Origin of the sequence: Litoribacterium kuwaitense, assembly GCF_011058155.1 — a bacterium.
GTDB classification, from domain to species: Bacteria; Bacillota; Bacilli; order Bacillales; family DSM-28697; genus Litoribacterium; species Litoribacterium kuwaitense.
Map to the genome: position 1 here is coordinate 23,686 of NZ_JAALFC010000021.1, position 23,119 is coordinate 46,804.

Annotated in this window: 17 protein-coding genes and 2 pseudogenes; 16 read left to right on the forward strand and 3 right to left on the reverse strand. The window is 41.8% G+C overall.

Annotation, left to right across the window (positions count from 1 at the left end):
* Positions 1 to 139 precede the first annotated feature (139 nt).
* From G4V62_RS11490 to G4V62_RS19910, 13 genes and pseudogenes are all read left to right on the forward strand, one after another.
* Positions 140 to 1,878 (forward strand): annotated as a pseudogene (locus G4V62_RS11490) (glycoside hydrolase family 35 protein).
* A 129-nt stretch (positions 1,879 to 2,007) separates the two neighbouring features.
* On the forward strand, positions 2,008 to 3,519 hold the full coding sequence (locus G4V62_RS11495; protein ID WP_165202343.1) for a sulfatase family protein: 1,512 nt from the start codon (positions 2,008 to 2,010) through the stop codon (positions 3,517 to 3,519).
* 34 nt (positions 3,520 to 3,553) lie between these two features.
* Complete coding sequence (locus G4V62_RS11500) at positions 3,554 to 4,999, forward strand: ABC transporter substrate-binding protein (protein WP_165202345.1); 1,446 nt, start codon at positions 3,554 to 3,556, stop codon at positions 4,997 to 4,999.
* Positions 5,000 to 5,073: 74 nt separating this feature from the next.
* A complete protein-coding gene (locus G4V62_RS11505; RefSeq protein WP_246218406.1) occupies positions 5,074 to 6,018 on the forward strand; it encodes a carbohydrate ABC transporter permease in 945 nt (314 codons plus the stop codon).
* 16 nt (positions 6,019 to 6,034) lie between these two features.
* Positions 6,035 to 6,862: a carbohydrate ABC transporter permease gene (locus G4V62_RS11510; protein ID WP_246218401.1), complete on the forward strand. Its 828-nt coding sequence runs from the start codon at positions 6,035 to 6,037 to the stop codon at positions 6,860 to 6,862.
* Between the two features lie 41 nt (positions 6,863 to 6,903).
* Positions 6,904 to 8,286 (forward strand): sulfatase-like hydrolase/transferase, encoded by a 1,383-nt coding sequence (locus G4V62_RS11515; protein ID WP_165202349.1) that lies wholly within the window; start codon positions 6,904 to 6,906, stop codon positions 8,284 to 8,286.
* A 119-nt stretch (positions 8,287 to 8,405) separates the two neighbouring features.
* The gene (locus G4V62_RS11520; RefSeq protein WP_165202351.1) at positions 8,406 to 9,866 is read left to right on the forward strand and encodes a sulfatase family protein; all 1,461 of its coding nucleotides are present in this window, start codon (positions 8,406 to 8,408) and stop codon (positions 9,864 to 9,866) included.
* Between the two features lie 417 nt (positions 9,867 to 10,283).
* Entirely contained in the window at positions 10,284 to 11,228 is a 945-nt protein-coding gene (locus tag G4V62_RS11525; RefSeq protein ID WP_165202353.1) for a sugar phosphate isomerase/epimerase family protein, read from the forward strand.
* 33 nt (positions 11,229 to 11,261) lie between these two features.
* Positions 11,262 to 13,016: a solute:sodium symporter family transporter gene (locus G4V62_RS11530; protein WP_165202355.1), complete on the forward strand. Its 1,755-nt coding sequence runs from the start codon at positions 11,262 to 11,264 to the stop codon at positions 13,014 to 13,016.
* Between the two features lie 883 nt (positions 13,017 to 13,899).
* Positions 13,900 to 14,816, forward strand: a pseudogene (locus G4V62_RS11535) (ABC transporter permease).
* Positions 14,817 to 14,828: 12 nt separating this feature from the next.
* The gene (locus G4V62_RS11540; RefSeq protein WP_165202359.1) at positions 14,829 to 15,707 is read left to right on the forward strand and encodes a carbohydrate ABC transporter permease; all 879 of its coding nucleotides are present in this window, start codon (positions 14,829 to 14,831) and stop codon (positions 15,705 to 15,707) included.
* Between the two features lie 22 nt (positions 15,708 to 15,729).
* Positions 15,730 to 16,887 (forward strand): extracellular solute-binding protein, encoded by a 1,158-nt coding sequence (locus G4V62_RS11545; RefSeq protein ID WP_246218407.1) that lies wholly within the window; start codon positions 15,730 to 15,732, stop codon positions 16,885 to 16,887.
* The gene (locus tag G4V62_RS19910; protein ID WP_246218402.1) at positions 16,884 to 17,330 is read left to right on the forward strand and encodes a type 2 periplasmic-binding domain-containing protein; all 447 of its coding nucleotides are present in this window, start codon (positions 16,884 to 16,886) and stop codon (positions 17,328 to 17,330) included. The genes G4V62_RS11545 and G4V62_RS19910 overlap by 4 nt, the downstream gene beginning before the upstream one ends.
* Positions 17,331 to 17,376: 46 nt before the next feature.
* Here the strand turns inward: G4V62_RS19910 and G4V62_RS11550 are convergent, their stop codons facing one another.
* From G4V62_RS11550 to G4V62_RS11560, 3 genes are all read right to left on the reverse strand, one after another.
* Positions 17,377 to 17,691 carry a DMT family transporter gene (locus G4V62_RS11550; protein WP_165202361.1) on the reverse strand — a complete coding sequence of 105 codons (315 nt, stop codon included), beginning with the start codon at positions 17,689 to 17,691 and terminating at the stop codon, positions 17,377 to 17,379.
* A gap of 2 nt (positions 17,692 to 17,693) precedes the next feature.
* Positions 17,694 to 18,044, reverse strand: coding sequence for a DMT family transporter (locus G4V62_RS11555; protein ID WP_165202363.1), 351 nt, complete (start codon positions 18,042 to 18,044; stop codon positions 17,694 to 17,696).
* 70 nt (positions 18,045 to 18,114) lie between these two features.
* Positions 18,115 to 18,687 carry a TetR family transcriptional regulator gene (locus tag G4V62_RS11560; RefSeq protein WP_165202365.1) on the reverse strand — a complete coding sequence of 191 codons (573 nt, stop codon included), beginning with the start codon at positions 18,685 to 18,687 and terminating at the stop codon, positions 18,115 to 18,117.
* A 364-nt stretch (positions 18,688 to 19,051) separates the two neighbouring features.
* Here G4V62_RS11560 and G4V62_RS11565 point away from each other — a divergent pair, with 364 nt between their 5' ends.
* The 3 genes from G4V62_RS11565 to G4V62_RS11575 all read left to right on the forward strand — a co-directional run bounded on the left by G4V62_RS11565 (position 19,052) and on the right by G4V62_RS11575 (position 23,109).
* Positions 19,052 to 19,996 carry a LacI family DNA-binding transcriptional regulator gene (locus G4V62_RS11565; RefSeq protein WP_246218403.1) on the forward strand — a complete coding sequence of 315 codons (945 nt, stop codon included), beginning with the start codon at positions 19,052 to 19,054 and terminating at the stop codon, positions 19,994 to 19,996.
* 154 nt (positions 19,997 to 20,150) lie between these two features.
* The gene (locus tag G4V62_RS11570) at positions 20,151 to 21,839 is read left to right on the forward strand and encodes a glycoside hydrolase family 13 protein (protein ID WP_165202367.1); all 1,689 of its coding nucleotides are present in this window, start codon (positions 20,151 to 20,153) and stop codon (positions 21,837 to 21,839) included.
* A gap of 40 nt (positions 21,840 to 21,879) precedes the next feature.
* Complete coding sequence (locus G4V62_RS11575) at positions 21,880 to 23,109, forward strand: ABC transporter substrate-binding protein (protein ID WP_165202369.1); 1,230 nt, start codon at positions 21,880 to 21,882, stop codon at positions 23,107 to 23,109.
* Positions 23,110 to 23,119: the final 10 nt, after the last annotated feature.

The following is a 23,119-nucleotide window of genomic DNA, read 5'->3' on the forward strand; positions in this document are numbered from 1 at the left end:
TCATAATATTGAGCAATATGCTCTGTTATATAATGAAAACTACCATGTTAAAATTGAATAATAAGTACTTTGAAAGAATTTTCAGAAATTGTTTAAAAAAGAGAAATTACTAATGGTTTGAAAAGGGAGGAGTGTAACGATGCCTACGTTTACTATTAATGGTAACCAATTTGAGTACGATGGAAAGCCTCTCAGGCTGATTTCTGGTGCCATTCATTATTTTAGGGTCGTGCCTGAATATTGGGAAGATCGCTTAAAAAAATTAAAAGCCTGCGGGTTTAATACAGTTGAGACATACGTTCCGTGGAACTTTCATGAGCCAAAAGAAGGAGAGTTTCGCTTTGAAGGGATGGCGGATCTCGTTCGATTTGTCAAAACGGCAGAGGAAGTCGGGCTTTATGTCATCGTTCGTCCAAGTCCCTATATTTGTGCTGAGTGGGAATTTGGAGGACTGCCGGCATGGCTTCTTAAAGATCCTAGCATGAAGCTACGTTGTCATTACCAGCCATTCTTAGATAAAGTAGATGCGTATTATGACGTACTGTTACCGATGCTTAAGCCTTATTTATGCACAATGGTGGACCTATTATTGCGATGCAAGTTGAAAATGAGTATGGAAGCTATGGTAATGATACGAAATACTTGACGTATTTACAGAACAGTATGATTGAAAGAGGCATTGATGTCTTATTATTTACCTCCGATGGTCCGCTTGATTGGATGTTGCAAGGCGGAATGATCCCCGGTGTTTTTGCAACGGTGAATTTTGGCTCCAGAACAACGGAAGCGTTTGCAAAGCTTGAAGAGTACCAGCCGAATCAGCCACTCATGTGTATGGAGTATTGGAACGGATGGTTTGACCATTGGGGAGAGGAGCATCATACGAGGGACGCGGAAGATGCAGCGAATGTCCTTGATGATATGCTTAGCCAGCAGGGCTCAGTAAACTTCTATATGTTCCATGGCGGTACAAACTTCGGTTTTTATAATGGAGCTAATCACTCAGATAAATACGAGCCAACGATTACGAGTTACGATTATGATGTTTTAATAAATGAATCTGGTGAACCGACAGATAAGTTTTATGCGGTGAGAAGCGTCATTGAAAAGTATGAAAAGTTAGATCCCTTACAGCTTCCTGAACCTACACCTAAAAAAGATTTCGGTGTTGTTGAAATGACAGAAAAAATGCATTTGTTTGATGCGTTAGCATCTCTCTCTGAGCCGGTTGAGACCATTGTTCCAGAAACGATGGAAGCGATGGGACAGGCATATGGCTTCATCTTGTATACAACTCATGTGAGTGGTCCGCGAAATAACGTGGAACTCGTTTGTCAAGATGTTCATGACCGTGCGTTAATATTTGTCGACGATGAATACCAGGGTGTGCTCGATCGTTGGGGACAAGGAAAGATCGTCCTTGATATTCCTAAAGAAGGTGCTCAGATCAAAGTTCTTGTTGAGAATATGGGCAGAGTGAATTACGGCCCGAAGTTAAGGGATTCAAAGGGAATTACAGAAGGTATCCGTCTAGGAAACCAATTTCTTTATCATTGGACGGTTCACACATTACCATTAGATGACATTGAAGCTTTGGAATTCCAAAAAGGACAAAGAACCGAAGGGCCCTCTTTTTACAAAGGTATTCTCCAAGTGGATAAGCCTGCGGACACTTTTGTTGATTTCGAAGGATGGACAAAAGGTGTTGTCTTTGTAAATGGCTTTAATATTGGTAGATACTGGGAGATTGGGCCGCAAAAAACGTTATACTTGCCAGCTCCTATTCTCAAAGAGGGAGAAAATGAGATCGTTATTTTTGAATTGCATGACGTAGCAAAAGCGCAAATTACCCTTCGTGATACGCCTGATTTAGGCTAGGCCAGCCCGTAAACATCTGGATTGGAAGAACTTAAGATGTTTACGGGAATCAAAAAATAAGACACAATAAATGAAAGCGGTTTATGACATGTGCTAAAGTAATTGTATTTTTAGTTAAGGGGGGATGTTATGAAGAAACCGAACGTATTGCTTATAACGAGCGATCAGCAGCATTGGAATACGATCGGTGCATTTAATGAAGAAATCTCGACGCCTCATTTAGATCGACTTGTTCGTGAAGGAACGACCTTTACTCGTGCGTATTGTCCGAATCCGACGTGTACGCCGACAAGAGCTTCAATCATTACAGGTGCTTACCCGAGCCAGCATGGTGCCTATAGCTTAGGGACGAAGCTTCTTGAGGATCGTCATACAGTTGGGGAAGATTTCTTAGATGCTGATTATCGAACGGCTTTAATTGGAAAAGCCCATTTTCAGCCGTTAGCTTCTACCGAGGAATATCCATCAGTAGAGGCGTATCCGACGCTGCAGGATTTTGATTTTTGGAAGCAATATGATGACACCTTCTACGGTTTTGAACACGTCGAACTTGCTCGTAACCATACAAATGAAGCGCATGTAGGTCAGCACTATGCGCTTTGGATGGAGAAAAAAGGCTGCCACAACTGGCGAGACTATTTTTTGCCACCGACAGGGACGATGGACCGCTCAGAAAAGTATCATTGGGCGATTCCAGAAAAATACCATTACAATACGTGGATTGCTGAACGAACAAATTCCATGCTCGCAGAGTACAAAGAAAATGATGAGAATTTCTTCTTATGGGCGAGCTTTTTTGACCCACATCCGCCATACCTTGTGCCTGAGCCATGGGATACGATGTATGATCCTGACGACCTAACTGTTCCAAAAGCAATTCCGAATGAGCATGAGCACAATCCACCGCACTTTAAAATGACACAAGAAGAAAATCCGGACTTTTCGGATTATCGGGAAACTCAATTCGGCAATATCGGCTATCATTCTCACGCCCATATTTCAGACGAAGAAGCAGGGGAAAATATGGCGGTCTATTACGGAATGATTAGCATGATGGACAAATATATTGGAAAAATTCTTGATCAGTTAGACCATCTTGGCTTGGCTGATAACACAATTGTCGTATTTACGACTGACCATGGGCATTTTTTCGGACAACATGGTCTTCATGATAAAGGTGGATTTCATTACGAGGATTTAATTAAACTCCCCTTTATCGTACGTTATCCAGGGCACGTTCCTGCTGGCCAAAGCTCCGCATCCATGCAATCTCTCGTCGATTTAGCGCCTACATTTTTGCGCTTTGCCGGACTGGATATTCCGCGCACGATGACAGGTGTTGATCAAAGTGAAGTTTGGCTTGGTCAACAGGAAGAGGCAAGGGATCATATTATTTGCGAATTTCGTAAGCAGCCGACCAAGGTGCATCAGAAAACGTTTGTCGATAAGCGCTATAAATTAACAGTTTATTACAACCAAAAATATGGCGAATTGTTTGATTTAGAAAACGACCCTAACGAATTGAACAACCTTTGGGATGACGCCAATTACCTTACGTTAAAATCAGAATTACTGTTGAAATATGTCTGGGCAGAGCTTGGGAAAGAGCCGTTGGCCATGCCACGCATTTCAGGGGCATAAAAATACTAAGAAAAATGAGAAAGGATGAAAGAGTATGAAAAAGAAAATAACCTTACGTTCCTTCATGGTTATGATGATGAGCATCGTTTTAATCGCAGCAGCAGGCTGTGCAAACCCTGATCCAGGTTCATCTTCATCAGAGGGTGGAGAAGAGGGTACCGTCACGCTGAACGTATTTAGCCGTTGGAATGAATACAATAGCTTGCTAGAGGATGAGCTGATTCCAGAATTTGAAGAGCAAAACCCAAATATTAAGATTCAATTAGATACAAGTGTTCATGAATATCCGAAGGCTTTACAAGCGGCTGTTCAAGGGGAAAACTTACCTGATATCTTCGCCTCACACCCGTCATTGCCGACCCATCAGCTTCATGAACTTGGTGTACTTCATGAATTGGATGATGTGATTGGTGATCGAAAAGACGATTTTGAGGAAGGAATGTGGACACCAGGCGGAACAACGATGGATGGCAAAATCTATGCGATGCCTGTATTTAGTAATAAGAAAGATGCCATTTTGATGTACTATAACAAGCAGCTGCTAGAAGAAGCAGGGCTTACGGAAGAAGATGTTCCGACCTCATGGGACGAATTGGTCGAAGTCTCTAAAACCATTCAAGAAAATACTGAAGCACATGGAACGTATCTTGAGTTGAATAACTGGACCATTGGTAGTGTTGTCACGCAAATGGCTACAGCCATTACACCTGAAGTTTCAGGTACAATCAATTACCATACCGGAGAGTATAACCATAATACGCCAGGTGTCGTTGAGAGTATTGAATTTATCAAAAAGTTAGTTGATGAAGGCATTGATGAGCCAAGTGATAAAAGCCGTGGACCGGCTGAAGGTGCTGGCGTATTCGCCGGTGGACAGGCTGCATTCTTGTTTAATGGACCTTGGGTAGCAAAGCAACTAACGGAAGAAGGATTTGAAGACTTTGGTGTAGCTCCAATCCCTACAAAAGATGGGAAACAACAATACGTCGGTTATTCTGGAGCCGTGTTAAAGGGTGGTTTCCACGTGAACCAAAAAACAGAGCATTTTGAAGAGGCAAAGCTCTTCTTAGAGTTCCTAATGGATGAAGGCTATCCGCGTATGCTTTCAGGTGCAGGCTATCCGCCAATCCCTGAAATCGTAGAAACGACTGAGGAGCCAGATACAATTGAATATCAGGCGAATAAACTGCAAAATGAATCGTTTATCCGTACGCCAGATCCTGTCTTAAAGACAATTGATGCGGTCGACGTAAAGACGGCGATGAGTGGTAAAGGTGCAGACAAAACGTTAGACAAAGTCGTTCTTGGTTATATTACAGGACAAGTGACAGACCTTGAAGGTACGTTACAAGAAATGACCGACCAAGAAAATGAAGCATTCCAAAACGCGCTGAAAGAAGTGCAAGATGAAGGTGCCGATATTGACCAATCCGCTTGGCAGTTCCCTGATTGGGAGCCACTCAAGCCTTATGAAAATTAAATAAGTGAATAGGGGGTCATAGGCTTCTGTGACCCCCATTCCAAAATGTTTGGGGAGGAGCGGTTACGTTGGCGATGATACCTAACGATAATGTATCAAAGGCTTCGGCAGTAAAAAGTAGCTTTGGAGGAAAACAGGCAAGAAAGCGTATTTGGTGGGCCTATTTATTTATTTTACCGCAACTGATCTTTTTTATTGTTTTTACAATTTATCCAATTGTCATGAGTTATGTTTACTCAGTCTATGAATGGACAGGTCTCGGTCCATTGGAAGACTTTGTTGGTTTAGAAAACTATACGCGGATCATAACAGATGATATGTTTTGGAATTCCTTTAAAAATACATTCATCTATATGATCGGTGTAACATTGCTTTTAATGCCCGGTAGCTTGTTATTGGCGATTATCTTAAACAACGTTTTAAAGAAGAGCAGTGTTTTTTACCGTACGATATACTTTTTGCCCGTTGTCACAACGACTGCAATCGTAGGGATAGTGTTAAGAAATGTTTTTGGTGATGCAGGATTTATCAATGAAATGTTTCTAGAAATTGGTTTTCTAGATGAACCTTTTTCTTGGTTGGGCTCTCCTGTACCAGCGATGATTGTTGTTATTCTTGCTGGATCATGGAAGTTCTTTGGCATGATGATGGTCTATTGGCTGGCTGGATTACAGACATTGCCTAAAGATGTTGTCGAAGCAGCACGGATCGACGGTGCGAATTCTTGGAATCTACTTCGTTACATCACCATTCCTATTCTCCTGCCTGTAGGTACTGTCATTCTATTGCTCTGTGTAACGAGCAGTCTGCACGTGTTTGATATGGTGATGACCTTGACAAATGGAGGACCTTATTACAGCACAGACATGGTCGATCTCTTCATCTATCGCAAGGCATTTAGTCCTGATGATGGTCTGCCAGCAATGGGATATGCTTCAGCTGCAGGTGTCGTATTTGGGATCGCTACCTTTGCGATCGTCCTTGTACTAGGCTGGATTGTTAGAAGAGCAAAGCAATAGGAGAGGAGGGGACATCTTGAGTAGAAAAATAAGTAGAATTCTATTACACATCGCATTAATATCGATCGGGATTGTTTGGATTTTTCCTTTTGTTTGGATGGTTTCAGCATCCTTCAAGACAAATATTGAACTGGTCAATGCTGGTACAAATCTAATACCAGAAATGTTTAGAGTGGATAACTATATAAAGGCTTGGACTGAGGCAAACTTTCAAGGATATTTTCTAAATACGGTTGTCATTACAGTGTCTACTGTATTTATCGTTGTGGCAATGTCTGCGTTGACAGGATATGCATTGGGGCGTGTTAAATTCCCTGGACGAAATTTGTTTATTATCCTCATTACTGCAACGATGTTTATTCCGAAAGGTTACACAATCATCCCGGTGTATATGGTCATTAAGAGCCTAGGTTTATTAAATACATTGGGCGGCGTCATTTTAGCTGAATCAGGCGGCGCGCACGTATTGTTTATCTTGTTGTTTATGTCGTATTTTATGAAAATGCCAAAAGAACTGGAAGAATCGGCGACTGTAGATGGGTGTGGTTTTTTAAGAACATTTGGTTCCATCATGCTGCCGTTGGCAAAGCCGATTATTGCCACTGCAGGGATTATGCAGTTTATTTGGACATGGAACTCTTTCTTCGTTCCCCTCGTTTTCACAATTAATAAACCAGAGTTACGCACCCTGGCGGTAGGAATGTACTCGTTTGTCGGTGAGAATACGACGGATTGGGTTGGCATGGCTGCTGGAGCAACGATCTCTCTTATTCCTGTTATCATCGTATTTATTGCCTTCCAGCGCTTCTTTATCGAAGGAGTTACCGGCTCGGTGAAGGGATAAATGATGTCCTTAATGAATAAAGGTAATTGAGGAGGCTTAATTTGGGACAGAAACCAAACGTACTCATTATCAAAACTGATCAACAGAGCCTTTGGACGTTAAGTTGTTATGGTGGGACATTAGTCCATACGCCACACATCGATCAGCTTGCTGACACAGGTGCAAAGTTTACGAATTATTTTACGAACAGTGCGGTTTGTACACCGTCACGAGGTAGTTTTATAACTGGTCGATACCCTCATCATCACGGCGCCTTTCGTAATGATCAGTCGTTATATAAAGATGAAGTGACTTTAGCACATGTCTTAAAGCAAAACGGTTATCAGACAGGTTATGCCGGAAAGTGGCATTTACACGGGAATGACTCGCCAGGTTGGATGTCACAAGAAAATGCGATGGGCTTTGACGACTGCAAGTATATGTTTAATAGTGGACACTTTAAAGAAGTTGTCGAACATGAAGCTGGGATCGAAGTGTCATATGAGATTGGTGACGAAGAAACGTATATGACCGATTGGTTAACGCAAAAGGCGTTGGATTATTTTGCGAAGCAAACAAAACAGCATCAGCCGTTCTTTTATATGTTGAGTATTCCTGATCCGCACCAGCCTTTTAATGTTCGTCCTCCTTATGACACGATGTACGATCCGCAGGACATGCCGATTCCCTCTACCTTTGATGAAAATCCGCTGCCTGACTGGGCGGAATACGGTACTTGGGGACGTGAAGCGACCTTTCCTCTTGACTTAGAAGATCGGGAAGAGCGGTTTCGATCGTTGAAAGCGCAATATTGTGGGCAAGTGAAATGTATCGATGATGCGGTTGGGCGAATGGTACATTCTTTAAAAGAGCTCAATTTGTATGACGATACGTTAATCGTCTTCACGACGGATCATGGAGAGTACATGGGAGAGCATGGACTCATGTACAAAAACAATTTATACGAAGCTGCATATCATATTCCACTGATCATCCGCTGGCCTGAAAAAGTGAAAGAAGGTACGGTTGTTGACAGATTTGTCGCTACCGTCGATTTCCAACAAACATTACTTGGACTCCTCAATTTAAAACCCTCTGGGAGAGAACAAGGAAGAGATGCTTCGCCATTTTTGCAAAATGAGAACATTCCTTGGGAAGATGAAGTGTTTATCCATCCAAGCGATGTTCCGCGAACAGGTATCTTTACGCCTTCTCATGAGTTAGCTTATGTAGGTACTGGATGGGAAGGGCAAGAATTTGCCGATCACATTTTATTTGACCGGATGAAAGACCCTATGCAAATGCGTAACATATTTGACGATCCTGAGGAGCGGGATGTTCAAAAACATTTAACGGCACGGATCATTCGCCATCATCAAGCGCTTGGTTCTAATCCGGAGATTTTACCGAAGAGCATTCGCCAAAAGATGGGTGACGAGCAATAATGAGTAAGCTGTGAGGTTGCACAAAAAAGTGCAGCCTTGTTTGTATATAAAGATTGAAACTTGCTAAAGTATCTTCGGATGTTTATGATTGATTCAATCTAAACTTAGGAGTGAGATCTATGACAACTACTGATCATAATAAACCGAATATTGTGTTTATTATGTCGGATGACCAAGGTGCTTGGGCGATGGGGTGCGCGGGTAATCCAGAAGTGCGCACACCAAACCTCGACCGTTTGGCTTCTACAGGCACTCGTTTTGAAAACTTCTTTTGTGCTTCCCCAGTTTGCTCCCCCGCAAGAGCATCTGTGCTGACAGGACGAATCCCCTCGCAGCATGGTGTCTTAGATTGGATTCGCTCTGGGAATGTGAACAAACAGGATTTATCAAGTGAAATGAAAGACCATTCGGAGTTCAGAGATGAAAAACATGCGATTGACTATTTAGCAGGACAAAAAACGTATACTGAAGTTTTAAACGAAAATGGATATGATTGTGCATTAAGTGGCAAATGGCATCTTGGCAACAGTCTGACCCCGCAAAAAGGATTTTCCCATTGGTATACGATTGGCCGGGGTGGCTGTCATTACTATTCACCGGATATTGTTGAAAACGGGGAAATTCGCATTGAAAAAGAATATCTTACCGATTTGATTACGAAAGATGCGTTGAATGTACTAGATCATCACAAAGAAAAGGACAACCCGCTTTATTTAAGTGTTCACTATACAGCACCTCATGCACCATGGGGACGAGATGAGCACCCGGCAAACATTTACGATTCTTATGAAGCTTGTTCATTCACATCTGTACCAGAAGGAGAAAAGCTTCCGTGGTATAAAAATACCATCCCGCAAATGAAGGGACAAAAGCGAAAAGAGATATTACAAGGTTATTTTGCAGCGATCACTGCCATGGATCAAGGTATTGGGGAGATCATCGATAAAATTGAAGAAATGGGCATTCGCGAAAATACACTGCTCATTTTTATGAGCGATAATGGAATGAGTATGGGTCATCACGGCATTTGGGGAAAGGGAAACGGAACCGTTCCGCAAAATATGTATGATACCGCCGTGAAAGTACCAGCGATCATGTCGCAGCCTGGTCATATTCCGCAAGGTGTCGTTCGTGACGAGCTTCTAAGTCAATATGATATGATGCCAACACTGTTAGAATATGTCGGTCTGACAAGTCCGGACACAAAGAAATTGCCCGGAACTAGCTTTGCCCCTTTGTTGCACGGGGAAGAGATGGAACAACGCGACAATGTTGTTGTTTTCGACGAATATGGACCAGTGCGTATGATTCGAGGGAAACGATGGAAGTATGTGCACCGCTATCCGTACGGTCCCCATGAACTCTATGATCTTGAAAATGACCCGACAGAGGCACATAACTTAATCGATGATCCCGGTAAAAAAGATTTGATCGCTGACATGAAGTCACGGCTTGACCAATGGTATTTGCAATATGCCGATCCCGAACGTGACGGGGCAAAAGAAGGAGTAACGGGCAGCGGACAGCTCGGTTTAGCAGGCATTGCAAGTAAAGGAGAGCAAGTGTATGCGCAGGACTAGTATTGCCTAGAATGTATACATCAATCAGACCGCAGCAAAACGTCTCTCATCATCTAATGGTAAATCTCAGCTCTTTTCCTGGATAAAGATAACATGATATAAGATTAAGTCCCTCTGATGCGGTCAGGGGGTATTTGTGATGGAAAGATCGAAAATGATACCCATAAATCACTCAAATAAATGTCGTTATCCTTATCTTTTAATAACAAAAATCCAAATATTTAACAAAAAAATACCCAAAATATACTTAATAATGATAGTTCTATGCTATACTAGCAATAGTTTAATGGATACCTCTTTCATTATTGAAAGCGCTTAATTCGCATGTGCAGACTTCCTGATCTATCCGAAAAACTCTAGACTTTAGTCATCACAGAAAAGAAATAGCTAAATATTAAAAAAAAAGGAGCCTTTACAATGCAACTTTGTTTAATGACGGATTCTTTAGGGTGTCTACCATTTGAAAAAATGCTTGAAACCTCTAAATCACTAGGCTATGAGTCTCTGGAAATTGCTACAGGGAATTGGTCAAGTTCACCCCATATCGACCTTGACGAATTATTAGAAAGCTCAGTGAAAAGACAAGCATTTATGGATGCGATCAAACGAACAGGCCTTGCATTGGAAGTATTAAATTGTTCGGGGAACCATCTGGCACCAAATGAAGAAGGTGTAAGGCATCAGGAAGTTGTTGAAAAGACTTTTAAGCTTGCAGAGCTGTTAGGAATCAAGAAGGTCGTGATGATGTCAGGGCTTCCAGGGGGCGGACCTGATGATAAAACACCAAATTGGGTGACAACTTGCTGGCCAACCATTAACCAAAACATTTTAAATTGGCAATGGAATGAAGTGGCGTTTCCGTATTGGGAAAAGGCTGTAAAGCGAGCAAATGACCACGGGATTGAACAAATTGCTTTAGAAAACCATGGTAGTCAATTGGTTCATAATCCAGAGACACTCTTTAAATTAAGGGACGAAGTTGGTGATACGATCGGAATGAACTTTGATCCAAGTCATTTACTCTGGATGGGCGGAGATCCAATTTTGGCTGCGCGACAAATTGGTGATGCAATGTACCATGTTCACGCAAAAGATGTGCGGATAGAAAAAGCAGTTGCACATGTTCAAGGTGTGCTCGATACGAAAACAAATGATCGTTTTGCCGAAAGATCGTGGAATTATGTCGCTTTAGGATTTGGACATGACGCGCAATGGTGGGGGGAATTCTTCTCAACCATTCAAATGATTGGCTACAAAGGTGCCATTAGCTTAGAAGATGAAGATGCCTCTATGTCACCATTAGCGGCTGTGAAAAAATCGACCAAATTGTTAAAAGACGTATTACCTAGAGAGGTTATCTAAGCCATTTCATCTTTTGGATTAGGGAGGAGTATCATGTTTTGGGTCATCGTTCTTTCGTTTTTAGCTTATACATTATTTGTAATGTGGTTTTCTTGGTATAAAACAAGAGGTACCGATTTACATAGCTCAGACGGCTATTTCCTCGGTGGAAGAAGTTTAACAGGACTTGTTATTGCCAGCTCCTTGATTTTAACTAATCTATCGACGGAACAAATTGTTGGTTTAAACGGACAAGCGTATGGGGAATCAATGGTCGTCATGGCGTGGGAAGCGACGGCGCCGTTTGCCCTCATTGTGCTTGCATTGGTGCTGTTACCGAGATATTTGAAGTTGGGGATCACGACGATTCCCGATTTTCTCGAACAGCGCTTTGATCGCAGGACAAGACAAATTGTATCTGGATTATTCTTATTAGGGTATGGAACGGTCATTTTGCCTACGGTTCTCTATTCAGGGGCGCTTGTCCTCGACCGCATTTTTGGTATTTCAGCTCACACAGATATGAGCTTGTATATCATAGTTTTTATCATTTGTATCGTCATCGGACTTATAAGCTCTGGATATGTAATCCTTGGCGGCTTAAAAGCAACCGCGATGAGTGATACGATCAATGGCATTGGTCTAGTCATTGGCGGATTAATGATCCCTTTTTTAGCGCTAATGGTGTTAGGTGGGGGTAACTTAGCTGAAGGTGTTGGTCAGCTCATGAATGAAAACCCTTCCAAATTAAACGCGATTGGAAATCATGAATCGTCGGTACCTTGGTCGATATTAATCACAGGAATTATCTTTAACCATTTGTTCTATTGGAGCTCAAACCAGGCGATCATTCAGCGGACGTTGGCAGCGAAGAGTCTTGCGGAAGGTCAAAAAGGGGTTTTGTTTGCCGGTTTATTTAAAATATTTGGTGTAAGTTTCATCGTTGTACCAGGAATTATTGCTTATTTGTTGTACGGAGATGGTCTTTCCAATGCAGATCAGGCATACCCGACACTGATTGTTGATGTTATGCCGGTGGTCTTATCTGGGTTTTTAGGTGCAGTATTGTTTGGCGCCATTATGAGTTCATTTAATAATATGCTTAATAGTTCAATTACGCTCTTTACGCTAGATATTTACAAACCAATTTTTCAGCCAAATGCGAGTGAAAGAGATCTTGTGAAAATAGGAAGGATTTTTGCGGCCATTCTGGCAATTGTTGCTGTGACTGTCGCACCTTTAATCATTTTTGCGCCGTCTGGTCTTTTCTATTACATGAATGAGATGAATGGGTTTTATAGTTTGCCCATCTTTGCAATGGTGATTGTCGGATTCTTCACGAAAAGAGTACCTGCCTTAGCAGCGAAAGTTGTTGTTGTTGCACATATTGTCATTTATGCTTTGACGAAGTTTGTCATCCCAGACGTCAATTTCCTTTATGTTTTTGCGATTTTGTTTCCACTTGATGTACTGATTATGCTCATTGTTGGCAGATGGAAGCCAAGAGAAACACCCTATGAAATGCTCGATGCCAAAGTGGTCGATTTAACACCGTGGAAATATGCCAAACATTTCGCTGCACTTATTGTAATCGCGATTATTGGCATCTATACGTTCTTCTCGCCAATCGGTGTGGCCGAAGTAAGCTATGAGTATTCGGTATATTCCCTGGTCTTTCTCATTGCGACGCTTGTTTTCATTGCCGGAGTTGTCCTATTCTGGCGCAATACGAATAAAAAGCTCTCCACAAAAACAACAGAAAAAGTCACGAAGACGTCTCGAACAGACGTTAAAGGTGAGTCAATGTAAGACAATCAATAAGGTTGACTGTAAACGCTATTAATCCCGTTGAAGAGGATTAATAAACATGATAAGCCACTTTACAAGGGGTGGCTTCTTTTAAATTGTGAAAAGGTGTCTGTACAAGATGTTTTAAAAGCCGTCTCACCTCGGACGACGATTCCCGTCTTAACAGGAATTAATAATTACGGTGATGCAGAAATGAGTCACATGTTGAATAAAAATATTGAACAGCAGAGTTGGTTGTACATGTCATGCGCTTCAGATGAGTTTGTATCTTTAAAGTGAAACATCGCGTGATGCATCATAAATAAATGATCGAACAAGAAGTGTAGAAAAGAAACATACATGACATTCATGAATCAACAAGCATATTTTATGCGAAAAAATCAAGCATTCATGGATGCGAAGCGAGCTCATATTTATGTGCTCAAGTACAAGCCTGACAAATTTTCTTCTCATTTTGATGATGATAGGAAACAAGAATGAAAAGTGTCAATATTCATGAACTAAAATTCATAAATATTGACAAAAAAGAACAAAATTTATATAATTCATTTTACTAGAATCTTAAGATAAAAAAGACATATTTGGTAGAAGGAGTATATTCCTGTAAGGTAAACCGTTGAAAATGAAAGCGGTTTCTAAAATGCCACATAGCGATTCTAGTTTTAACATGTTTAGGAGGTGCCGTGTTTGAGAGGATATGGATTATAATTGAATCGTTTAAATAAATCAGCGCAATGATTTTAAAGTTGATTGTTGTGAAGAGAACATAAGTCAAGGTGTGTATACATAGTGATTACATTGTATTGTGCAAAGGATAGAAAGGGGTGTTGATGTGGCCAGTAAAGAGGTGCAGGCGAATGAACGATTAAGAGAACAAAAAACACTGCTTGGACGTTTAAAACAGCGAAAGTACAGGTCAATATGGAAGAATTGGGATCTTTACTTGCTGTTGTCCCCCGTGATTCTCTATTTTCTTATTTTTCATTACTTTCCCTTGTACGGTTTACAGATCGCATTTAAAGACTATATTGCCTCACAAGGCATTTTAGGAAGTCCATGGGCCGGCTTTAAACATTTTGAACGGTTTTTTGATAGTTACTATTTCTGGCGTTTGATAGGAAATACAATAGGCATTGGTGTGTATACGTTAGCGGTATCATTCCCTGTCCCAATCATATTAGCGCTTATGTTAAATGAAGTTCGAAGTCTAAAATATAAGAAATTTGTGCAAACGGTTGTGTATGCACCTCACTTTCTTTCGACGGTTGTCGTTGTCGGAATGCTTTTACTATTTCTGAAAGAAGACGGCATGATTAATCAGATCATTCGTCTTTTCGGTGGCACGCCTGTTGATTTTATTTCGGAGCCGGCATGGTTTAAAACGTTATACGTGTCCTCGGAAGTGTGGCAAACGATGGGCTGGAGCTCAATCATTTATATCGCCGCTTTGGCTGCGGTCGATCCAGCGCAGCACGAGGCAGCAATGATAGATGGAGCATCGCGATTCCAACGAATCATTCATATTAATATTCCGGCCATTATGCCAACGATCGTTATTCTGTTCATTTTAAATGCAGGATCAGTGATGGCGGTAGGTTTTGAAAAAGTGTTTCTCATGCAAAATCCGCTCAACATGGCGACTTCGGACGTGATTTCCACCTTTGTCTATCGTAGCGGTATTTTAGAAGCACAGTACAGTTTTTCAGCAGCAGTAGGTCTATTTAATTCCATTATCAATTTTATCATGCTTGTTATGGTGAATCACATTGCCAAAAAGTAAACGAAACGAGCTTATGGTAAGGAGGGATACGAATGAAAGAGGCGAAGTCCGATAAACTATTTGTCGTAATGAACTATATACTCCTTACAATCGTTCTGATTGTCATCATGTATCCGTTACTTTTCGTTGTGAGCGCTTCATTTAGTAACCCCCAATACGTGATTGCTGGAGAGATGTGGCTCTGGCCGAAAGGGTTTAATGTCGACTCCTATCAAAAGGTTTTTCAGAATGAAGACATTATCAACGGGTTTGTCAATACTGTGAAGTATACAGTGGCAGGGACTTTTTTAAATGTGTTGATGACGATTTTTGCGGCTTATCCGCTGTCACGCCGAGATTTAAGAGGACGTGGCTTTATCATGGCATTTATCGTCTTCACGATGTTCTTTAGTGGTGGACTCATTCCGACGTATTTACTTATTAAAAACCTCGGAATGCTTGATACATTTTGGGTCATGATCATTCCGAATGCAGTAGCAGTTTGGAACATTATCATTATGCGTACGTTTTTTCAGTCGATTCCTCACGAGCTACAAGAATCAGCTACGATGGATGGCTGTGGAAATTTGCGAATCTTGCGAAGTATCGTCTTGCCGTTATCACTTCCGGTCATTGCAGTCATGGTGCTCTTCTATGCTGTTGGCCACTGGAATTCGTACTTTCAAGCATTGATTTATTTACAGGATCAGGAAAATTTTCCGCTTCAGCTGATTCTTAGACAGATTCTGATCCAAAATCAGACGGACGATATGATTCAAACGACAACAGAAAGCTTTCTCCAGCAACAATTAAGCGTGGAAGGGTTAAAGTATGCGGTCTTGATTGTGGCGAATTTGCCAATGCTCATGCTGTATCCATTTTTGCAAAAATATTTTGTTAAAGGCGTTATGATTGGTTCACTTAAAGGGTAAAGGGGGAATTTTAGTGAAAAATATGTATTTTGGAAAACTGATGTTTAGTGTCATCGTCGTGATCGGGCTGCTTGGGGCGTGTTCAAATGCAGAAGAAACGGCTCAAAGCGAGCCTGCTGTTCCGGTCAATGATACAGGGATGCCGATCGTTGATGAACCGATTGAAGTAGAAGGATTTGCGGCAAAGTTTTTTGCTTCACAAGATTGGAACGACTTGATGCTTTGGAATGAATATGAAGAAATGACGAACATCTCGATCACATGGGATACGGTTCAAACAGAGACACTGACGGAAAAAAGAAACTTAATGATCTCTAGTGGCGATTATCCAGAAGTGTTATTTGCGAACGCATTCTCGAGGACTGATATGCTGAAGTATGGTCAACAAGGCATTTTCCTCCCATTAAATGATTATATTGAAGAATATGCGCCCAATTTTCAAAAAATCCTTGATGAGTACCCGTCTGTCGAGCAAGCAATTACGATGGCTGATGGAAATATTTACGGCTTTCCAACGATTTACGATCCGGAGTTTGAAGCGTTGCGCGGGATGTCACCATGGGTGAATCAAGAGTGGCTTGATACGTTAGGGCTGGAGCCACCTGAAACGACAGATGAGTTTTATGAAATGCTAAAAGCGTTTAAAGAAGAAGACCCTAATGGCAATGGGGAAGAAGATGAAATTGCCTGGGGTGGAAATGGCATTGATGGATTTATCAACTTTTTACGCGGAAGCTTTGGGTTAAATAAACAAGGTTCGATGAATCTCAGCCTTGATTTTAAAGAAGGCACTGAGGAGTTTCGCTTCGTACCGGCCACTGACGAATATAAAGAACTGCTCACGTATTTAAATAAGCTTTATACAGAAGGATTGTTAAACCAAAACCTCTTTACGACGACCGGACCCGAATTTACAGCTGATTCTGCAAAAGGACACTTTGGCGTATTAAATTCGATTGACCCGGCTGAACTATTAGGGTTGGATAACTACGTGGGCGTCCCTGTACTTGAAGGACCAAGCGGTGAGCGTTCGTTTAATACTGTGTCAAACGGGGTTGGTAATATAGGAATGTTTGCTTTGACAGATCGCGCTAAAAACCCTGCAGCGATGGTGCGGTGGATGGACTATTTTACGGCGATGAAGGGGCGAAAATGTTCTTTATGGGCTTCGAAGGTGTGACATATGAACAAGATGAAGAAGGAAATTTTGTCTATCTTGATACCATTACCGATAACCCAGACGGATTAAATATTGACCAGGCAGTTAGTCAATATTTAACGTGGCCAGGAGGGTATTACCCAGGCATTGTTAAGGAGGAGTTTTTCCAAGGTGCTGAAGCCAAAGAGAATTCAGCCAATAACGCAGAGCAAGTCAAGCCATATCGAATCAAAGATGAGGATATTTTACCGCCTCTAAGCTATACAGTTGAAGAAAACGAACAAGTCAGCACCATTCTTAGTGATATTAATACGTATGTTGACGAAATGGAAGCCGCTTTCATTACCGGTGAGCAGGATTTCAGTCAATGGGAAGATTATAAGAAGACCCTTGAGCAAATGGGCGTACAAGAGTATTTAGACATTGCCCAAACAGCTTATGAGCGTAGTCAAGAGAATTCTTAATAGATCAGCGTATACGGAGAGAGATCTTCGTATACGCTTTAGCTGTTTACGATAGCGCCTTTAAACCAACAACACCGATGACAATGAGCAAGACGCTGGCGAATCGGCCAACACTTTTAGACTCGTTAAAAAATACCATATTGATCAGTACGGCACCGGCAGTTCCTACACCGATCCAGACAGCGTAGGCGGTGCTCACTTGTAAATAGTTAAAGGACAAGTAGAGAAATGCGAAGGCTGAGCCAAATCCGGCAAGGTATAAAGCGCCATTGAGGATATTTTTCTTTTGGCTGTACATTTTTAACCCGACGACACCGACCATTTCACTGACTGCCGCCATAAATACGAATAACCAACCCATGCTTACCCCATCCTTTGATCCATTTTCTTTTCTTCAACGCCATCAGCGAGTTTTAAACCTATAACACCAAGCACTAGTATGACGATAAACAATATTTTTCCGCCGCCTAACGTTTCCCCGAAGATAAACACGTCCATTAAGGCCGTACCCACTGTACCGACGGCTGCAAAAATGGCGTACACCGTGCCAGTAGGCAGGTCTTCACATGCTTTAGATAAAAAGTAAAAGTCAACGAAAATAAAAAAGATAATAGGAATCCAGTGCCACCAAGTACTGGCGACATTAAAGCCGAAAATCCAGACGAGCTCAAAGAAACTAGTGAGTGCGACGTATATCCAAGCTTTTCGCAACATAGATACCTCCAATTTATTATGACTGACTGTCATTCATTTTGGTGTAGAAAAATGCGTGACCTGTCTAAGATCAGCGCATACTTAACGCGTAAGCTAAAAACTCGTTGACTTGTGCTTTTTGTATTCGTGCCTCTTCCTCAGTATTCGTGTCATACAAATAGATTTGCTCGGCAGCAGACTCGACAAGCCCGATAATTAATTTAGCGGTTTGTTTCGGTTGGACAGTTTGCCTAATCCAGCCTTCTTCACGCGCAGATGCAAGCTTTTCACTTAACCATTTATAAAATGGTTCGTAAACGGCTTCCCATTCTTTTATGTGTTCGCTCGCCGCAAGTCCTGAATAGATCAGTGCTTGAATCTCGCGATATTCTTCATTGACGAGAAAGATAGCGTCGACAAAGTGCTCTAATTGTTTCGGGAAAACATCGTCATCACCAACTTTTTCTTTAACCATAGTCATCGTTTTTTCGACCATGACTTCGGCAATGGCCGGCATAAGTGCAAGCTTTGAAGGAAAATATAAATAAAAGGTGCCTTGCGCAATACCTGCAACTTTAACAATGTCGGAAATCTTGGTTTTATCGATGCCTTGTTCCCTGAACACTTGAATGGCAGCGTGGACGATTTGCTCTTTCTTAGTCAATGCGTTTCAACTCCTTTCATATATGACTGACTGTCATTCATTTTATCATAACTCAATTGAAAAAGCATGAGAAAAGTTTGCTGAAATTCCCGAGTTGCCGTTTGGAAAGGGATATAAGAGATTGGTGAGGCGTTTTCAAACTGCATAAATGTGTCATTCTAATAAAGAAGGGAAGTGCATGATGAGCCTAGTTGGATGCTCATAGACAAGCTTTAGAAGCTCAGTGAATAAATACGTTATTTTTGTCATATTCTGTCCACTAATGATCGCAAAACCTTCTTGACAAGAAAATATAAACAAGCGTATAGTAAAAGCATAGTTTTGTAGTAAGCGTTTACGTTATTTTAGAAAGCTAGGTGTAGTCATGAATCCGACGATTCAGGATGTGGCTAAAGCGGCCAAGGTATCTATTGCAACCGTTTCCAGGGTGCTTAATAATCAGCCTGGATTTTCAGAGAAAACGAAAGCACGCGTCCTTCAAGCAATTGAAGATCTTGGTTATCAGCCAAACGCGGTAGCGAGAGGGCTTGTCAATCGCAATACGGGAACGATCGGTGTATTATTTCCGAGCGTTTCAGGGTTGCTGTCAGCAGAAATTTTGTTTGGTATCGAAGCGCGTGCTCACGAGGAAGGCTACAGTGTTATTGTATGTAATACCGCTGCCAATCCAGAAAAGACGCTCAGATACATTCAAGTGTTGAGCGAAAAACGAGTTGATGGTCTTATTTTTGTGAGTGAAGAAGTGACCGAAGACTATTATAAAGCCTTTGAACGCATGGGCGTCCCGGTCGTGCTCATCTTAACTCAGTCGTATAAATATCCGCTTCCCTATGTTAAGGTCGATGACGCTCATGCCGCGTATACAGCGACCCGCCATTTAATCGAGTGTGGTCACGAAAAAGTCGGTATGCTGTCAGGCAATCCAGAGGAGTTGCTCGCCGGTGTGGGAAGAATTGAAGGTTTTAAGCGCGCTTTGCTTGAAGCAGGTTTATCGTATTCAGATTCTTACGTAGAAACGTCTACATCATTTACTTTTGAAGATGGCTTAGCCAATTTTCCTAAGCTGATGAACCGTCATCCTGATATTACTGCGATCTTTGCTGCGAGTGATGAGATCGCTGTTGGCGCTGTCTCTGCTGCATACAAACTCGGTATTTCGATTCCGAATGATGTGTCGATCATTGGGTATGATAACTTAAAGCTTGCGGAAACGTCAGTGCCACCGCTAACAACCATTTCCCAGCCATTTCAACGAATGGGCGATAAGGCGACAGAGATGGTGTTAGAAATGAAAAAAATCATGATGTAGAATCATCTATTTTACCTCATCAACTTATTATCCGTGATTCTGTGAGAAAGCTGAACTAGATAAGGGCTAACGATTCCGTTCTTATCTACGTTCAGAGAATCGTTTTTTAGGTAATCAACGTAAACGTTTACGTTATTAAAAGGAGGAATTGTATATGAGTAAGCAATGGTGGAAAGAAAGCGTTGTTTATCAAATTTACCCACGTAGCTTTAATGACAGTAATGGTGACGGTATTGGTGATATTCCAGGCATTATAGAAAAACTGGATTATTTAGCAAAATTAGGCATTGACGTTATTTGGCTTTCACCTGTGTATGATTCTCCAAATGATGATAATGGTTACGACATTCGTGATTATCACGGGATCATGGCCGAGTTCGGGACGATGGCCGATTTTGATCGTTTGCTGGATGAGGCGCATCAGCGGCAGATTAAGATCGTGATGGATTTGGTCGTCAACCACACGTCAGATGAGCATGCATGGTTTGTTGAGTCGAAATCGGCAAAAGATCATCCTAAAAGAGACTATTACATCTGGAAGGAAGGCGTTGATGGACAGCCTCCGACAAACTGGGAATCAGCTTTCAGTGGGTCGACGTGGGAATACGATGAAGCGAGTGGAGAATATTTTCTGCATATCTTTTCTAAAAAACAGCCAGACTTAAACTGGGAAAATCCAGATATGCGTAAAGATGTATACCGAATGATGAAGTGGTGGCTTGATAAAGGTATTGACGGCTTTCGGATGGACGTCATCAACTTTATCTCCAAAGACCAAAGCTATCCTGATGGTGAAGTACAGGAAGGCAAAGAATTTGGCAATGGGAGCCCTTATTATATCAATGGTCCACGGGTCCACGAATTTTTACACGAGATGAATCAAGAAGTGCTTTCGCAATATGACATTTTAACAGTTGGTGAAATGCCAGGGGCTACACCTGAGGAAGGTAAGCTGTATACGGCTGAAGATCGTCAAGAGCTCAATATGGTTTTCCATTTTGAACATATGGACCTCGGTGGCGGCGAATTAGGCAAGTGGTCGATGAATGAATGGAAGCTGACCGACCTGAAAAAGATTTTATCTAAGTGGCAATATGCGCTTGAGAATGAAGGCTGGAACAGCTTGTATTGGAATAATCACGATCAGCCAAGAGTCGTGTCGCGTTTCGGAAATGATCAGGCGTATCGTCAGAAGTCGGCGAAGATGCTTGCCACCTGCTTGCATATGATGAAAGGAACACCTTACATCTACCAAGGGGAAGAGCTTGGAATGACAAACGTCGCTTTTTCGTCTATTGACGATTACCGTGATCTTGAAATTTTAAATATGTATGATGAACGGGTTAACAAGTACGGGCATGCTATTGACGATGTCATGAGAAGCATCCATCATGTTGGTCGTGATAATGCAAGAACACCGATGCAATGGACAGCCGAAGAGCACGGTGGATTTACGTCAGGGACACCTTGGCTTCGCGTTAACCCAAATTATCCATCCATTAATGCTGAAGAAGCGCTTAAAGATCCGGAATCGATTTTTTACCATTATCAACGTCTAATTCAGTTGCGTAAAGCAAATGATGTGATCGTTTATGGTGCTTTCGATTTAGTCTTAGACGATAGTGAAGAAATTTTTGCGTATACGAGAACCTACGGAGATGAAAAGCTGCTCGTCCTTTGTAACTTTACAAATCAAGAACAGATTGCGAGCGTGCAAGGTTTTGAAAGTCTGAGTGGTTCTATTTTAATGACGAATCGTGAAGAGCAAACCACTGCTTCATCTGAGGCTTTAGGGAAGGTCACTTTAGAGCCTTACGAAGCAACTGTTTTTGTAGTGAAGTAAATGAGAGTAAACGTTTACTCGAAATAAGGAGTGAAAATGGATGAAGCGTATTGCTCAAAGTGTTGGAGCCAGCTTGGCACTTGTTTTATTCCTGGCTGGCTGCGGTGACAATGCTTCTTCTGGTGAAGAAGTACATCTTGAGCTCTTTTCAAATAAACCGGAAAGTATTGCGACATATGATGCTTTAATCGACAAATTTGAGGAAGCCAATCCAAATATCAATGTTGAATTTTATGCGCCTCCGTCTGCAGAAACTGTTCTGCGGACGAGGCTTGTCAAAGAAGACATGCCCGATATTCTGTCTATTGCCGGCAATGCTCTGTACGGTGAGCTCGCCGATGCAGAGATGTTATTGGATTATTCCGAAACAGGCTTGCTTGATCAAGTGCAGCCGAGCTATGTCGAGATGATTGATCAGCTTGTCCCAGGAAATAAGGAAGGGACATACGGTGTACCATATGCAACAAATGCGAATGCAGTGATTTATAACACGCAGCTGATGCAGGAATTAGGTCTTGATGTACCAGAAACGTGGGATGAGTTTATTGCGGCGCTTGACACAGCGAAACAAGCAGGCGTGACGCCGATCTACTTTACTTTAAGGGATGCGTGGACAGGCATGATTCCATGGAATGCAGTCGGTGGTAACTTGCAGCCAGATGATTTCGCAGCGAAGAAAAATATTGGCGAAGCAAGCTTTACCGAAGATTATCCTGAAGTGACGGAAAAAATGCTACAGCTGTTGGACTATGGCTTAAAGGACAACTTCCAATATGGATATAACGATGGGAACAATGCTTTTGCGAATGGAGAGTCACTTTTTTATCTTCAAGGAAACTGGGCGATTCCTGAAATTAAAAAAGTGAACCCAGATGTGGAGCTTGGGACATTTGCTCTTCCGGTAACGAATGATGCTGAACAAAATGAGCTCGTATCCGGCGTTGATGTGATGCTGACAACCTTAAAGGATTCGGAGCATCCAGAAGAAGCACGGAAGTTTATTGAGTTCATGCTGGAAGAGAAGAGTGCGCAGACTTATATTGAAGAACAATATGCCTTTTCCGCTTTAAAAGGAGTTACCCAGGAAGACCAAATTCTGAGCGGTCTCCAAGAAAAAATCGCGAAAAACGAGATTGCAAGCTTTCCTGATCATTATTATCCAAGTGGCATGCAGGCGCCAAACTTAATTCAAGCTTTTTTAATTGAAAAAAATCCAGACGCCTTTTTAAAGACAATGGATCGTGAATGGGATAAAGTACAAAATCGGTAAGAGGAGGAAG

What these genes read in the sequence shown, in the direction of transcription:
- G4V62_RS11495 (WP_165202343.1), top strand. Translation starts at nt 2,008, where the DNA reads ATGAAGAAACCGAACGTATTGCTTATAACGAGCGATCAGCAGCATTGG.
- G4V62_RS11500 (WP_165202345.1), top strand. Translation starts at nt 3,554, where the DNA reads ATGAAAAAGAAAATAACCTTACGTTCCTTCATGGTTATGATGATGAGC.
- G4V62_RS11505 (WP_246218406.1), top strand. Translation starts at nt 5,074, where the DNA reads ATGATACCTAACGATAATGTATCAAAGGCTTCGGCAGTAAAAAGTAGC.
- G4V62_RS11520 (WP_165202351.1), top strand. Translation starts at nt 8,406, where the DNA reads ATGACAACTACTGATCATAATAAACCGAATATTGTGTTTATTATGTCG.
- G4V62_RS11525 (WP_165202353.1), top strand. Translation starts at nt 10,284, where the DNA reads ATGCAACTTTGTTTAATGACGGATTCTTTAGGGTGTCTACCATTTGAA.
- G4V62_RS11530 (WP_165202355.1), top strand. Translation starts at nt 11,262, where the DNA reads ATGTTTTGGGTCATCGTTCTTTCGTTTTTAGCTTATACATTATTTGTA.
- G4V62_RS11540 (WP_165202359.1), top strand. Translation starts at nt 14,829, where the DNA reads ATGAAAGAGGCGAAGTCCGATAAACTATTTGTCGTAATGAACTATATA.
- G4V62_RS11545 (WP_246218407.1), top strand. Translation starts at nt 15,730, where the DNA reads ATGTATTTTGGAAAACTGATGTTTAGTGTCATCGTCGTGATCGGGCTG.
- G4V62_RS11550 (WP_165202361.1), bottom strand. Translation starts at nt 17,691, where the DNA reads ATGGGTTGGTTATTCGTATTTATGGCGGCAGTCAGTGAAATGGTCGGT.
- G4V62_RS11555 (WP_165202363.1), bottom strand. Translation starts at nt 18,044, where the DNA reads ATGTTGCGAAAAGCTTGGATATACGTCGCACTCACTAGTTTCTTTGAG.
- G4V62_RS11565 (WP_246218403.1), top strand. Translation starts at nt 19,052, where the DNA reads ATGAATCCGACGATTCAGGATGTGGCTAAAGCGGCCAAGGTATCTATT.
- G4V62_RS11570 (WP_165202367.1), top strand. Translation starts at nt 20,151, where the DNA reads ATGAGTAAGCAATGGTGGAAAGAAAGCGTTGTTTATCAAATTTACCCA.
- G4V62_RS11575 (WP_165202369.1), top strand. Translation starts at nt 21,880, where the DNA reads ATGAAGCGTATTGCTCAAAGTGTTGGAGCCAGCTTGGCACTTGTTTTA.